The sequence below is a fragment of the Bradyrhizobium sp. USDA 3256 genome, from assembly GCF_054058275.1.
Window position 1 is genome coordinate 6,038,667 of record NZ_JBSSAE010000002.1, and the last position, 13,339, is coordinate 6,052,005.

Here is a 13,339-nt window from a genome sequence, read left to right on the forward strand (position 1 = left end):
CAATCCCCAAGTTCGGTGCTCTGGGGCCTGTTACCCGGCCCACCGGGATTCACCGATCACTCATCATATCAGGGAATTAGAGTAAGGCATAATCGAGACAAAGCGGACAACGAGAGGATTTTTAAACGTTTTTCGGATGGAAAGCGCCAGAGAATCAGCCTTGGGCGGGCTAAATTGACCGAAAAGGTCCCGATTCGGGACGATTTCGGCGGCTCAGGCGATCTTTTCTTCCCAGAGGGTGAGCACCGGGACCGGCTTCCCGATGGCGTAACCCTGGGCGTAATCGACCCCGATCTGGCGCAGCTCGTCCAGGATCGCGAGGTTCTCGACGAACTCCGCGACCACCTGCTTCTGCATGATCTTCGCGGTCTTGGTGATCATCTCGACCATCGCCCGATCGACCTTGCTGTTCAGTATCTCCTTCACGAACGAACCGTCGATCTTGATGATGTCGACCGGCAGGTGCTTCAGATAGGCGATCGAGGACATGCCGGTGCCGAAATCGTCGAGCGAGAAGCTGCAGCCGATCTCGCGCAGCCGCGCGATGAACTTCTGCGCCTCGTCGAGGTTCGAGATTGCGCTGGTCTCGGTGATCTCGAAACACACCGATGCCGGCGAAACGTCAAGTTGCGCGAACAGCCCGGCGACGAAGTCGACGAAGTCGCTGTCGCCGATGGTGGCGCCGGACAAATTGATGGCGTAGCTCGCAATCTTGCGCGGCTGGTGCTTGCGCTCGGCGATGATCTCGAAGGCGCAGCGAACCACCCAGCGGTCGATCAGCGGCATCAGCCCGTAGCGTTCGGCGGCGGGCAGGAAACTGCCGGGCGGCACCAGCGCGCCGCTCTCGTCGCGCAGGCGCAGCAAGAGCTCGCGCCGGTCGTTGCCTTTCAGCGCGCCGTTCACCGGGCGGATCTCCTGCTCGTAGAGGCAGAAGCGCCCCTCGTCCAATCCCTTGCGGATGCGATTGACCCAGCTCATCTCGGCAACGCGCACGGCCATGCCGGTGTCGGACGGGCGGTGCTCCTGGACGCGGTTGCGTCCCTTGTCCTTGGCAAGGAAACAGGCGACGTCGGCAAGCCGCAACGCGTCCTGCACGCCGGTGCTGTCGGCCAGCCTGACCAGGCCGATGCTCGCGCTGATCCGGAAGCTCGACCCCTCATAAACGAAGTTCGACTGCTCGATCACCGCCCTGATCCGCTCCGCAACGTCGGCAGCGACGTTGTGCGTCGCGGAGCCGTCGTCACGCAGCAGAATGCCGAACTCGTCGCCGCCAAGACGCGCGACGAGGCCGCTGCTGCCGACTTCGGTTGCAAGCAGCCTCGCCACCTGCTTCAGCAACCGGTCGCCCGCGATATGGCCGCAGGTGTCGTTGACGATCTTGAACTGATCGAGATCGATCAGCATCAGATCGGCGCCGATGGCCGGCGAGCCCGACATCGCCTTGTGCAGTTCGAACTCGAACTGCCGCCGGTTGGCAAGGCCGGTGAGCGCGTCATGCGAGGCAGCCCACGCCAATTCCTCGACCAGCCGCCGCTCGGCGGTCATGTCGTGAATGATCATGACTCGGCCCGCCGGTTCTCCGGCATGCACGATCGGGGTCTCGACCACCGAGACCGGCACGCTGGAGTGGTCCGGCCGCACCAGGAGCTGCGGCCGGCTTTCGTCGGCGGCGTCGAACGATCCGCGCACCGGCTGTTCGGCAATGTTGAACAGCGACGCCAGCGGCCGTCCCGTCACCTCCTGCCCTGCCGCCATGAGCCGCTGCGCGGCGGCGTTCACGTAGTCGACCCGATCGTCCTGCGTCGTCACGATGACGGCATCGCCGATCGACGCCAGCGTGAGCTGGGCGCGCTCCTTCTCGACCGCGAGCGCGGTCTCGGCAAGCCAGCGCCGCCACAGCATCCGCCTCGTGTGGACCAGCACGATGCCGGCAAGGCAGGCCGCGATCACGAGGTTGACCAGCAGCAGCAGCGCGGAGACCTGCCGCGACGCCTTGCCGAGATGATCGGAGAAATCGACGGCGAGCGTGCTCAGCGCGGCGTCGACCATACCGATCCGTTCGGCCCAATGCCGGATGGTCGCAGCCGACGGGTCGTGCAGCGCGACGTCGCTCGCGGCCTCGTTCCGGATTTCAATCAGCTGATCGAGCAACGCATCCGAATTGCGCCATGCCGTCACCGCGCCGGCCACGTGGTGCATTGTGCGGAAGTATTTGAACAGCCAGATCAGGCCGCCGATGTCGTCATCATGATTACCTGCCCTGGCGAAGCCGGCGCTCGCCACCGCGTCATTGTCGCCAGGCGCCTCCAGGGCGCGCCGCGCCGTACGATCGGCCAGCGGCACCGCGATCGCGGCATCGAACTTCTGCAGATAGAGCGGCGCACCTGTGCTGACATAGGTCTGCAGGTAGTGGATGGCGTCCTTCTGCCCCTTCGACCACATACTCTCGCCGGCCACATAGGCCCTGACCGCGGACATCACCTGCAGGCTGCCCGCCGACAGGCCACCCAGCAACAGCACGATGGCCAGCAGCGGTCCCACCACCCGCCACAACGACCAGCTTCGAAACGAAAAGAACATGCCAAATGCGCCCCGACCCTGAAATTTATCGGGTAGCCTAGGAACGGTGACTTAACCTCACGTTGCAGAACGCGATGAGTTTGAAACGACTTGGCAGCAACGCAATTGCGTCAAACTTTACGCATCCCGACAGCCGGGGCGGCGACGCTCAGGGATGCAGTGTCGGCGACGTGTTCGGCGCGGGCGCCTGCTCCATCTCGGCCACCTCGGGCAGCTTGTCGGCGTGAACGGCCAACGGCGTGCCGATCCAGAGCGGATCGTCGTGGTGGTCGCGGCGCGGATTGGTGGTGTTGGGATGGACCAGGATGCTCAGGCTGCCATGGTTCAGCATCAGCCACGGCACCAGCGTCGGAAACAGTTCGGCCGCAAACGCCACCTGATACATCGCCTGATCGTGCGGACCGACCTTGACGTCGTGCCAGCGTCCGAGCGTGACCAGGAAGCGCTCGCCGATCCAGTTGCGCAGCCGCTCCGCCTCATCCCGGCTGGTCGCGGGGTCGTAATAGACATGAGCGTGATAGCTCGCGATCTCGCCGATCGTCCGTGGCGCGCCCGTCATCTCAGCTCTCCTTCTGACCGGTCATTTGCGCCGCAGCACACTGAACTGGAACGACTGCGTCGCGCCCCAGGGCGTGACGTGCCGGTGCGCCTCATGCGCGATCAACTCGAATGCCGGACCAATGGTCCTGCTGAGCGTCACGGGATCATAGCGCTGCACCGGCAGACCGCTGCACTTCTCCGGGCCGTCCAGCGCAAAGGTGCCGATCACGGCGTGGCCACCTGCTTTGACGCCGCGATGCAGCCGGTCGAGATAGGCCGCGCGATCTGGTTCCTCGACCAGGAAGTGGAACGCCGCACGATCGTGCCAGATGTCGAAGGCCTGCTCCGGCTGCCAGACCGTCGCGTCACCTACGATCCAGCGCACCGCGTCAGCTGCTGCGCCGATCCGCTCCCGCGCGCTCGCCAGCGCCGCCTCGGAGAGATCGAGCAGGGTCACATCATGAAAGCCGCTCGCCAGCAGCGCATCGACAAGTCGCGAAGCTCCGCTGCCGATGTCGACGATCGAGGCGTCGCGGCCGGGCGCAACCGATTCGATCAGGCGCAGCGAGGGCTGCGGATCGGCCTGCGACCAGCTCACCTGCTGCTCGCGCTTGGTCAGATAGACGGTCTGCCAATGCGATTGGCGATCAGAAGCAATCATGGCGATAGGTCCCGAAAGCGGCGCCAGCAACCCGCGTTGCGCACGATTAACCATGAGCTAGGCGCGGACGTTTCCCGCGTCAACCCGCAGCAGCCGACGCGCCAGCCTTGCAGCAGCAAATGCCGCATTTGATTTGCGGCATTTTCAGACTAACCTGACCGGCAGGTTGAGATCGGGGCGCCCGGGGGATGGCCAACTTCGGCTGGACACGCGTCAACAAGCCTGCACAAGCGGAGGACGCCGCCAGCGACTTGCGCGGCCTCAGCGATCCGGCGGCGTTTCTCGCCGCGCTCGACAAGGTGGTCCCGCGCTATCTCGATCTCGCCGACAATGGCGTGCTGGTCTATCCGGCCTGCAAACGCAAGTCCGGCGATCTGCTCGGCGACATCAGTGCGATCTGGGAGCACACGCGGCTTGAAGCGATGCGCTATGTCCCGATGGTGCCTCGGCAGGACATCTCGCTGCTGGTCGATCCGGCCCGCCAGGCGGAGATGATCGATGCTTTCCTGCGCCAGCGCGCACACGACAAGACCGTCGTCGATTTCACCGGCACCGCGATCGAAGACTACGGGATCGCGATCTACGCTGGCTTGAACTGGCTGAACCATTGCGGCGCCCTCGTGGGTGCCGATCCGCAAAAGTTCTCCGGCACATTGCGGAGCTTCCGCAGGGTCATGGTGGTCGCCCAACAGTGGTGGGCGATCGACGGCGCGGCCGAGCGCTGTCGGCAACTGCTCGAAGCGCGCGAACGGCCGCCGCTGGTGTTCTTCCTGCTGTGGGCCGAATGCACCAATTTGGCGCGGGAGATCGCGATCGCTGCGGCCGGTCCGAATGCAACCGAGGACACCATCTCGCGGATGCGCGCGGCCGAAGATCCGGAACAGCTGACCTAGGAAACAGGCGGAGCCCGGCCGTCAGGCGACAGGGTTCCCGTCGGCGGACGCCAGTTGCAATTCCTTGGACTTGCGCGAGATCAGGCGGGCCAGCTCGCTCTGCTTGTAGGTCTCGACGAACTTGATGGCGAAGCCGTTCGGCAGATGCCGGACCACTCGCCCGACGCAGGCGCCGATCGCAAGCGGCATGCCGATCGGCGGCTGCGCCTCGGAGGAGACCGCCGCGCCGGACAGCGACATATCGATGATGAAGCAGCTCTGCATGGTGCCGTCTGCCAGCGTCAGCATGGCATGCGGCGCGACGGGAACGAAACGCGGGTTGTTGCGCGCCTCGCGGATGCTCGGATCCTTTTGCTTCTTCTCGATCCAGGTCAGCTTGTCGGCGAACTTCTCACGCATGGCATGCGTCATCTCGAGCTCGAGCAGGAAGCTGCCGCTCATCGTGTCGGTGATGCAGCCCTCGAACTTGCCGAACTCCTCGAAATACGAAGTCAGCCGGTCGCCGACCTTGCCGACGACGGGCACGTCCACGATCATCCGGAACGGCGAGACGCGCGTGGTGCGGCAGGCGAAGGTGCGCAATTTGCCATGAACATCGTACCAGTTCGGCAACGTGTAGCTGCCGTTGACGGTGATCTTGACCGCGCGTTGCTTGAGAAATTTTTCGACGGACACGACTGAACCTCGCCCGAGGCGATGTGAATGCACGGAGGTCGGGATTGACCGGCTTCACTGCCGGTCCGGTGGAGGGGAAGTCCGCTACCGACGCGATGGTAGCGGGGAGCTGCGGCACGCATCCCAGCGCGTGGCGGAATGGTCTTGGCGCGATGGTCCTGGCGCGCAGGTGCGTACAGCCATACCGTCGAAAAACTAGGAAAAAGTTAAACGGGACGGAGCGCCGGCGGCGCCCTCTATGGCGCAACCGTTGCGCGACGGTTTATTTTGAGAACCGTACAACTACCGGGAGAGTTGCTGTCCGGTAATGCAATCGCGCCGTGCTCCAAACCGCCTGCCTCGGCTGTCGGCCGGGTGCTAGCCTTGGCCGAAATCAGACCGGACCCCCTCATATGCCAAACCTGTCAAACAAATCGCTTGCCGACGGCAAGATCCTGCAAGACGTCGTCGACGGCGTCGGCGTCATCACCTTCAACAATCCCGACAAGCGCAATGCGATGTCGCTGGAGATGTGGGAGGGGCTCGGCGAGGCGCTGACGGCGTTGCGCGACGATCCGGGCGTCCGCGTCGTGATCCTGGTTGGCGCCGGCGCCAAGGCCTTCGTATCGGGCGCCGATATCAGCCAGTTCGAAAAGACCAGGCACAACGCCGAGGCCTCCGAGGAATATTCACGGCGCAGCGCCGCCCAGCGCGCCCTGCTCGCCGACTATCCGAAGCCGACCATCGCCTGCATCCGCGGCTTCTGCCTTGGCGGCGGCATGCAGGTCGCAATGCTGACCGATATCCGCATCTCCGGCGCCAGCGGCCAGTTCGGCATTCCCGCCGCCAAGCTCGGCATCGCCTATGGCTATGACGGGCTGCGCCACCTGGTGTCGCTGGTCGGCCCGTCCTGGGCGCGGCTGATCATGTATACCGGCATGCGGATCGATTCCGCCGAGGCGCTGCGAATCGGCCTCGTCGATCGCGTGCTGCCGGACGCCGAGCTCTGGGACGCGACCATGGAGATCGCGCGCACCATTTCGGGCAACGCGCCGCTGGCGATCAAGGCCGCCAAGATCACCATTGCGCAGGTGCTGAAGGATCCAGCCGACCGCGACATGGCCGCGATCAAGCAGGTCGGCATCGAATGCATGGATAGCGCGGACTTCCGCGAAGGCCGCAGCGCCTTCATGGAAAAGCGCAAGCCGCAGTTCAAGGGCCGCTAACGGCGTCCCCATCCTCACCTGTCATCGCCCGGTTCAACCGGGCGATCCTGAACGCCGCGGCCATCGGCTCAAGCACGACTCGCCTCTGGAATACCGGATTACCCGCATGCGCAGGCGATGACACCGGATGGCTACTGTGATATTTCTGTATAACGGAATAATACCGCCGATTTGCCCGACGCGCTAGGCTGCCTGGTCGAACGCCGGCCGCCGGCGGCTACTTTGCATGGGGTTGTTTTCGATATTTTGGCAGTTTGCTCGCGATTGAACCTGCCCGCTACTTCTTCTCGCTGACCGGCACCGTGTAGTTCAGGATCAACCGCCCGCCGTCGGGATAGATGGTCTGGCCGGTGATGTAGGAGGCATCGTCGCTGGCCAGGAATGCCACGACGGAGGCGACCTCGCTCGGCTCGCCACAGCGGCCGGCCGGCGTCCGCGACAGCACGCTGCGCCGCGCGTCCTCCGAGGAGAAGATCGCCGTCGCCACCATCTCGGTCAGGATCGTGCCGGGTCCGACCGCCACGACGCGAATGCCGTGCGGCGCCAGCGCCACGGCGGCGACCGAGGTGAGCTGCTTCATCGCGCCCTTGGACATCGCATAGGTCGCGAGCGAGGGGATCGCGAGCAGCGCGTTGACCGAGGACATGTTGACGACGACGCCGCCACCGCCCTGCGCGATCATCTGGCGCGCCGCGGCCTGGACGCCGAAGAACGCGCCCTTGAGGTTGATGCCCATCACGTCGTCGAATTCGGCCTCGCTGATGTCGAGGAAGTCGCGGTTGCGCGCGACGCCGGCATTGTTGACCATGACGTCGAGCCGGCCGAACTCCTTCACCGCGGTCGCGACAATGCGATCGACATCGGCGCGCTTGCTGACGTCGGCCTCGACCGCCCGCAACTGATCGATATGTCCGAGTTCCTGGGCGGTGTGGACAAGCCCTGCAGCGTCGACATCCGAGATGACGACCCTGGCGCCGTCGGACAGGAAGCGCGCCGCGCACGCCTTGCCGATGCCGCGTGCCGCTCCAGTGATGGCGACGACCTTGCCGGAATTCTTCATGGGAGTGCCTCCAGAACAAACTGTTCATGGAGCAATAGCGCATTGCGCGTCGGCAGGGAACGCGGCGGATTCTCCGGGCGAGACCTCAGGACTTGATGCGCGCGAGAATCCGGTCGGCCTCGGTACGCCAGTCGGCGCTGCGGGCGAAGTCCGGCGTTCCCTTGGCTCCGAACACGCCCTCATCGGCAAGATCGGCGATCCAGCCCTGCCGCTCGGCGGTGCCGGAGGCGGACCACGGCGCGAGCCCCACCTCGCGCACGGTCTCCGCCACCTCGCGCACCTCCTCGGCGCGCCGCCGGCCGTGCTCGATCACTCGCTGAAAGAAATAGGCGCCCTGCTTCTCCCAGTCGATCGACGGAAAGGTTTCCTTGAGCGAGGCGAGCACCGCATCCTCGACGCCATAGGCGCGTGCGGTGGTGAAGCTCTCGATCACCATGGCCTCCAGCCCCTTGATCATGATGCTGCGGCACATCTTGACCGCCGAGGAGACGCCAAGCTCGTCGCTTGCGACCTTCGCCGCAAAGCCGAGCGCGAACAGCTGCGGCGCGAGCTCCCGCGCGCCTTGGCCGCCGAGCAGCAGCGGCACCTTGATCCGGTACGGCGGCAGCGAGGTCATCACCGCGCCCTCGACATAGCGGCCACCGGCGCCGTCGATATGCGCCGCCGCGCGCCGCTTGGCGCCGGGCGAGGCCGAGTTGAAGTCGAGAAACCAAGCGCCGTTGCGGATTGCGGGCGCGCAGGCCGCGGCCACCGGCACCGCCTGGCTCGCCGTCACCGCCGAGATGATGAAATCGGCCCGCGCCGCGAGATCGGCATGGGATTGTGCGAGCTCGACGCCGATCTCGGCCGCGTGTGCGCGCAGCGCCGCGCCCTGCCCGCGGTCAAGCTTGATGTCGTAGGCCGAAACCCTCACGCCCTGCTGGCGCAGATCCTCGGCAAGGATGCGGCCGACCTCGCCATAGCCGAGCATGCCGATTTGCCATTGCCTCGGATCGCCGGAGATTGTCATCAGTTCAAGTCCCGTGTTGTGTCGTCGAACAGCTCGTCGACCGTGACGTGCCGGGGGATCAACGCCTGGCGCGCGCAATAGTCGATCATCAGTTCGAGCGGCTTGCGGTTCGCCGCAACGCCGAACGGCAGCAGGTCCGGCATGCCGGGTGGTCCGGCCTCTTCCTTGCCGCGCTTGAGGAGATCGTACAGGCTCCGCACCACGTCCGGCCGCGACGCCGCAAGCCGCGATGTCACCACCACCAGATGATTGACCGGCACCACGCCGTGCCGCGCATACCACCGCGCCGCCTCTGCGGCCGGATCGGCGAACAATGGCTTGAATGCCGGATCGCTGGAGGTCTCGCCGAGCACGGCGTCGAGTTCGCCGTCCCTCAGCATCTGGACGATGGTCTTGCCCTTTGGCGCACGCTCGGTGCTGTCGACATATTCCGCGACATGCGGATCCTCGAACGTGACCCAGTTGATCCTGTCGAGGTTCACGCCATGGTCGTTGGCAAGGATGCCGCGCATCCATGCCCCGGTCGTGGTCGTGAACGAGCGGATGCCGACCCGTTTGCCTTCGAGATCGGCAGGCACGAGCGTACCGCGGTCGGCGCGACAGAGCGCATGGCCGTGCTGGAAGCGGCCGACCATCGCCGCCGGCAGCAGCACCAGCGGCTTGCCGTGTGCCCTTGCCATCAGATAGGTCACGATCGCCATCTCGCAGATGTCGAAGGCCTGGTCGCGCACCATCGGCTTGAAAGCGGCGTTGGTCGGCATGAATTCGGTGAAGTCGAGATCGAACAGGTCGGAGCGAAGCTCGCCGTTCTTCACCGCCCGGATGTGCGAATGATTGCCGAGCACGGCGCGTAGCCGAAGTTTCTCCATCGCGACAAGCTCCGGACGTTCAGGTCACCACTCGCCCCGGATTCGCGGCCGGGATCTTGCGCGGCGCCCCTTCGTCGAGCGGCGCGGCCTGCAACGCGGCGACGGTGGCGCGCACCAGCTCCTCGATGGCGTGGCCGGCATCGGTGCCGTCGGCGCTGCCGCGCGACAGGCGCGAGACGCGCTCCGGCGTCACCAGCGTGTAGTAGAGCGCGCCGAGCAGGAAGTGGCTGCGCCAGACCAGATCGGTACGCGGAATATGCGGCAGGCTTTCATGAATCGCGTCGATGAAGGCATGACTGGTGTCGTCGAAGGTCTGCGCGATGATCTTGCGCACGACCTCATTGCCCTCGGCCGACATGATCGCGCGCAATCGCGTGAACCGCGTTCCGCCGCCGGCAAGATCGCTGCCGGACGTAAAGGCCGGCAACACATAGGCGCGCACGATCGCCTCCAGCCGGTCCTGCAGATCGCGCACCCGCCGCGCCGCCGCCAAAAGCTCGGAACGTCTGCGGTTCATCGGGCCGCAATGGCGCCGATAGATTTCCAGCAGCAGGCCGTCCTTGGTCCTGAAATGATAGGTCACGCTGCCCGGATTGGCGCCGGCGGCCTGCGCGATGTCGCGCACCGAGACGGCGTTGAAGCCGTAGGTCGAGAACAATTCCTCCGCCGCGGCCAGGATCGCCTCGCGCATGTTCGGCTTGCGGGTGCTAGCGGCGGCCTTCACGTCAGACCTGGCAGGTTTGCGGACCATATTTGTACTATCGTCCAAATAATCCGGTCGCGTCAACAACGCCGCGCTGCACGCATCCGTCAGGATAGTTTGACGTCGGGCTCGGCACGACCGCGCGCGGCAGCGTCGAGCAGGAACGTCCTGCCATGGTCGGGATCGGCCGCACGCTGCGCCTCATCCATGTCCTGCCAGGCCGAGGTGACCAGCACGCGCGAGAAGTCGCGGCCGACGAATGCCGGGCAGCTCGATTGCCTCGCCGGTACGCGCAGCGAACGCAGATGCCGGCCGGCGGGATCGTAAACGTCGACGGAGCCACCGCCCCAGCGCGCGTTCCAGATCAGCCCGTCGGCATCGACGATCGCGCCGTCGAGCCCGCCGCTACCTCGATGCCTGATCAATTCGGTGAGCTCGCCGACCGGCAGTCCTGTTGCTGGATCGAGCGGCACGCGATGCAGTACGTTGGTCGCGGTATCGGCGAAATAGCCGATGTCGCCCGCGGGCGAAAAGCAGATCGCATTCGGGATGGTGATCCCGGGATACAGCCGCACGATGCGGCCCCGGTGCAGCGCATAGATCGCGCCGGCACCCTGCTCGGCATGGCGCCCCATGGTGCCGAGCCAGAACGTGCCCGACGGATGCACGCGCGCATCGTTGGAGCGCGTCAGCGGATTGTCGGCCTCCAGCGCGGCGAACAGCTCCAGGCGGCCGTCGGCAACGTGCCGGACATAAAGTCCATCTTCGGTCAGGATCAGCTGCCGCTCGCCGTCGATCCGCGCCAATGCACTCGCCATTTTCGGCAATTCATGGATCACAGTGGTGCCGCCTGCAAATCGATGCTCGAACAGGCGGCGCTCGCGGATGTCGAACCACCAGGCGGTGTCGGTTGCCGCATCATAGGTCGGACCCTCGCCGAGATGGCAACGCTCCGCCGACAGCACCGATGTCGGCACCTCTTCCATCAGCGGCTCGGCGGCACGGTCGGTCATTGCGTCACTCACGCGGTTGAGAAGCGGTAGACGATGCTGCGCCGATAGAGCTGCCCCGGATCGAGCCGCGCCGACGGGAAGTCGGGCCGGTTCGGCGTATCCGGCCAGGCATGCGGCTCGAGACAGAGCGCGTCGGATTGCCGGTAAAGACGATCGCCCTTGCCGGCGGTCGAGCCGTCGAGGAAATTGCCGGAATAGAACTGCAATCCCGGCTGATCGGTGAGCAGCTCCATCACGCGGCCGCTATGCGGCGCCTCGAGGCGGGCGGCCAGGCGAAGGTCCGTCCCCTTGGCCAGACAGAAATTGTGGTCGTAGCCGCGCCCAAGCTGGAGCTGCTCGTCATGCATCCTGATCCGCGCGCCGATGGCCGTGGGCTTGCGGAAGTCGAATGGCGTGCCGTCGACCGGCCGCGGCGGGCCCGGTAGCGGAATCGCCGTGGCATCCACCGCGAGGAAATGGTCGGAGACGATCGTCAGGCGGTGATCGAGTATCTGCATGCCCGAGCGCGCGCCCTCGAGATTGAAGAAACTGTGGTTGGTGAGATTGAGGCAGGTCGGCCGGTCGGTCGTCGCCTCGTAGGTGACCGAGAGCTCCATCGGACTGCGCACGCGATAGGTCACGCGCGCCGCGAGATTGCCCGGATAGCCCTCCTCGCCATGCAGGCTCTCGCGCTCCAGCACCAGCGTCGGTCCCGGATCATCCGATAGTTCGACGATCCGCCACAGCTTGCGATCAAAGCCCTGCAGGCCGCCGTGCAGCGCGTTGGGACCGTTGTTGGCGTCAAGCTGCACGGTCTCGCCATCGAGCACGAAACGCGCGCCGGCGATCCGGTTGGCATAGCGCCCGATCGTTGCGCCGAAGAATTTGCGCTGTGCGAGATAGCCGTCGAGCTCATCGTGGCCAAGCACGATGTCGTCGCAATGCCCCTCACGATCCGGCGCAAGCAGCGCTTGCAGCGTGGCGCCGAACGGAAGGATGGCGGCCTCAAAACCGTATTCGCCGCGCAAGATCACGCGCTCGACCACGGTGCCGTCGTGCAACTTGCCGAAGGGGGCGCGACCAATGCTGGCTGATGTCATTGTCAGTCCTCGAACGCCTCGACGAGGCGCCGTCGCCCGAGCATGAAGCTATCGGCGACAAGCCGCAAGGGCGCGAGGTCGACATCGGACTTTCCTTCCGAGGTCAGCGCGACGAAACGGCGGTAGAGCGCGGGGTATTCCTCATCCGGCGCATCGACCACGAGCCTGCCGCCATCGCGCAGCTGCCTTCCACCTTTCGACAGCGTCACAGGCCCAGCCTCGGTCTCGCACAGGATGTCCCAGCTCGGCGATCCGGTCTGGCGGAAATCGAATTCGGCGTGAATTGGCAAGCCACCCGCGTCGGAGAGTTCGATCTCTGCCGCAATCGGCGCCTCCCGATTGGATGGAAAGTCCAATGCCGCACTCCTGATGAAGACCGCACGCGGCAGGATCTCGGTCAGGATCGACAACGCGTTGATGCCGGGATCGAACACGCCGAAGCCACCCACCTCGAAGATCCAGGCCTGGCCCGGGTGCCAGACGCGCACGTCTTCCTTCCAGATGATGGTCACCTTGTTGATGGTGCGTCCCGCGAGCAATTGCCGCGCAGGACCGACCGCGGCCGCATAGCGTGAATGCCATGTGGCAAACAATGTCCGACCCGCCTCCTGCGCGGCCGCGATCAGCGGCGTGAGTTCGCTCAACGTCGTGCCCGGCGGCTTCTCCAGCAGCACATGCTTGCCCGACGCGAGCGCGGCGGCGGCCTGCGCGTGGCGCACCTGCGGTGGCGTACACAGCGCGACCGCATCGATCTCCGGCCCGTCGCGCAACAACTCCTGCAAATCGCGGAAATGCGGCAGGCCGGGCGGGGTTTTGACGGGATCAACCACCGCAACGAGAGCTACGCCTGACGTCTTCGCGATCGCAGGCACGTGCTGCCGGCACGCGATCTCGCCATAACCGACGATGGCGATGCGAAGCAGGTCACCCATGGCCGTCCTCGCGTTGCGGTCGACCCGGCCGGCTGAAACCGCCAGGCAGAATCATAAGCCAGCGCCGAATACCAACGGCATGATGTGATTTTGGTTGCGGACGCGCAAGTCCACGACGCT

13 protein-coding genes are annotated in these 13,339 nt (G+C 65.3%); 2 read left to right on the plus strand and 11 right to left on the minus strand.

The window, feature by feature from the left end; genetic code table 11:
* Positions 1-213: 213 nt before the first annotated feature.
* The 3 genes from ACVWY5_RS30470 to ACVWY5_RS30480 all read right to left on the minus strand — a co-directional run bounded on the left by ACVWY5_RS30470 (position 214) and on the right by ACVWY5_RS30480 (position 3,781).
* Complete coding sequence (locus ACVWY5_RS30470; RefSeq protein WP_028333260.1) at positions 214-2,580, minus strand: EAL domain-containing protein; 2,367 nt, start codon at positions 2,578-2,580, stop codon at positions 214-216.
* 148 nt (positions 2,581-2,728) lie between these two features.
* Entirely contained in the window at positions 2,729-3,139 is a 411-nt protein-coding gene (locus tag ACVWY5_RS30475; RefSeq protein WP_028333261.1) for a DOPA 4,5-dioxygenase family protein, read from the minus strand.
* 21 nt (positions 3,140-3,160) lie between these two features.
* Entirely contained in the window at positions 3,161-3,781 is a 621-nt protein-coding gene (locus tag ACVWY5_RS30480; RefSeq protein WP_028333262.1) for a class I SAM-dependent methyltransferase, read from the minus strand.
* Between the two features lie 188 nt (positions 3,782-3,969).
* Between ACVWY5_RS30480 and ACVWY5_RS30485 the strand changes: the two genes are divergently transcribed.
* Positions 3,970-4,674, plus strand: coding sequence for a hypothetical protein (locus ACVWY5_RS30485; RefSeq protein WP_028333263.1), 705 nt, complete (start codon positions 3,970-3,972; stop codon positions 4,672-4,674).
* A gap of 21 nt (positions 4,675-4,695) precedes the next feature.
* On the opposite strand, the gene ACVWY5_RS30490 is transcribed toward ACVWY5_RS30485, so the two are convergent.
* Positions 4,696-5,349 (minus strand): PilZ domain-containing protein, encoded by a 654-nt coding sequence (locus ACVWY5_RS30490; RefSeq protein ID WP_028333264.1) that lies wholly within the window; start codon positions 5,347-5,349, stop codon positions 4,696-4,698.
* Positions 5,350-5,741: 392 nt separating this feature from the next.
* Between ACVWY5_RS30490 and ACVWY5_RS30495 the strand changes: the two genes are divergently transcribed.
* Positions 5,742-6,554 (plus strand): enoyl-CoA hydratase, encoded by an 813-nt coding sequence (locus ACVWY5_RS30495; protein WP_028333265.1) that lies wholly within the window; start codon positions 5,742-5,744, stop codon positions 6,552-6,554.
* Between the two features lie 277 nt (positions 6,555-6,831).
* Here the strand turns inward: ACVWY5_RS30495 and ACVWY5_RS30500 are convergent, their stop codons facing one another.
* The 7 genes from ACVWY5_RS30500 to ACVWY5_RS30530 form a co-directional block, all read right to left on the minus strand.
* On the minus strand, positions 6,832-7,614 hold the full coding sequence (locus tag ACVWY5_RS30500) for an SDR family NAD(P)-dependent oxidoreductase (protein WP_028333266.1): 783 nt from the start codon (positions 7,612-7,614) through the stop codon (positions 6,832-6,834).
* Positions 7,615-7,699: 85 nt separating this feature from the next.
* Entirely contained in the window at positions 7,700-8,617 is a 918-nt protein-coding gene (locus ACVWY5_RS30505) for a DUF1932 domain-containing protein (protein ID WP_028333267.1), read from the minus strand.
* Between the two features lie 5 nt (positions 8,618-8,622).
* Entirely contained in the window at positions 8,623-9,492 is an 870-nt protein-coding gene (locus ACVWY5_RS30510) for an ABC transporter substrate-binding protein (protein ID WP_028333268.1), read from the minus strand.
* 19 nt (positions 9,493-9,511) lie between these two features.
* Positions 9,512-10,243, minus strand: a complete 732-nt coding sequence (locus tag ACVWY5_RS30515) for a TetR/AcrR family transcriptional regulator (protein WP_028333269.1) — start codon at positions 10,241-10,243, stop codon at positions 9,512-9,514.
* A 59-nt stretch (positions 10,244-10,302) separates the two neighbouring features.
* Positions 10,303-11,181 (minus strand): SMP-30/gluconolactonase/LRE family protein, encoded by an 879-nt coding sequence (locus ACVWY5_RS30520; protein WP_028333270.1) that lies wholly within the window; start codon positions 11,179-11,181, stop codon positions 10,303-10,305.
* A gap of 35 nt (positions 11,182-11,216) precedes the next feature.
* Complete coding sequence (locus ACVWY5_RS30525) at positions 11,217-12,287, minus strand: aldose epimerase family protein (protein ID WP_028333271.1); 1,071 nt, start codon at positions 12,285-12,287, stop codon at positions 11,217-11,219.
* Positions 12,288-12,289: 2 nt separating this feature from the next.
* Entirely contained in the window at positions 12,290-13,219 is a 930-nt protein-coding gene (locus tag ACVWY5_RS30530) for a Gfo/Idh/MocA family protein (RefSeq protein WP_028333272.1), read from the minus strand.
* Positions 13,220-13,339 lie beyond the last annotated feature (120 nt).

Bases quoted from the DNA above. Each gene is read 5' to 3' on its own strand.
- ACVWY5_RS30470 (WP_028333260.1), bottom strand. From the start codon at position 2,580: ATGTTCTTTTCGTTTCGAAGCTGGTCGTTGTGGCGGGTGGTGGGACCG.
- ACVWY5_RS30475 (WP_028333261.1), bottom strand. From the start codon at position 3,139: ATGACGGGCGCGCCACGGACGATCGGCGAGATCGCGAGCTATCACGCT.
- ACVWY5_RS30480 (WP_028333262.1), bottom strand. From the start codon at position 3,781: ATGATTGCTTCTGATCGCCAATCGCATTGGCAGACCGTCTATCTGACC.
- ACVWY5_RS30485 (WP_028333263.1), top strand. From the start codon at position 3,970: ATGGCCAACTTCGGCTGGACACGCGTCAACAAGCCTGCACAAGCGGAG.
- ACVWY5_RS30495 (WP_028333265.1), top strand. From the start codon at position 5,742: ATGCCAAACCTGTCAAACAAATCGCTTGCCGACGGCAAGATCCTGCAA.
- ACVWY5_RS30500 (WP_028333266.1), bottom strand. From the start codon at position 7,614: ATGAAGAATTCCGGCAAGGTCGTCGCCATCACTGGAGCGGCACGCGGC.
- ACVWY5_RS30510 (WP_028333268.1), bottom strand. From the start codon at position 9,492: ATGGAGAAACTTCGGCTACGCGCCGTGCTCGGCAATCATTCGCACATC.
- ACVWY5_RS30515 (WP_028333269.1), bottom strand. From the start codon at position 10,243: ATGGTCCGCAAACCTGCCAGGTCTGACGTGAAGGCCGCCGCTAGCACC.
- ACVWY5_RS30520 (WP_028333270.1), bottom strand. From the start codon at position 11,181: ATGGAAGAGGTGCCGACATCGGTGCTGTCGGCGGAGCGTTGCCATCTC.
- ACVWY5_RS30525 (WP_028333271.1), bottom strand. From the start codon at position 12,287: ATGACATCAGCCAGCATTGGTCGCGCCCCCTTCGGCAAGTTGCACGAC.
- ACVWY5_RS30530 (WP_028333272.1), bottom strand. From the start codon at position 13,219: ATGGGTGACCTGCTTCGCATCGCCATCGTCGGTTATGGCGAGATCGCG.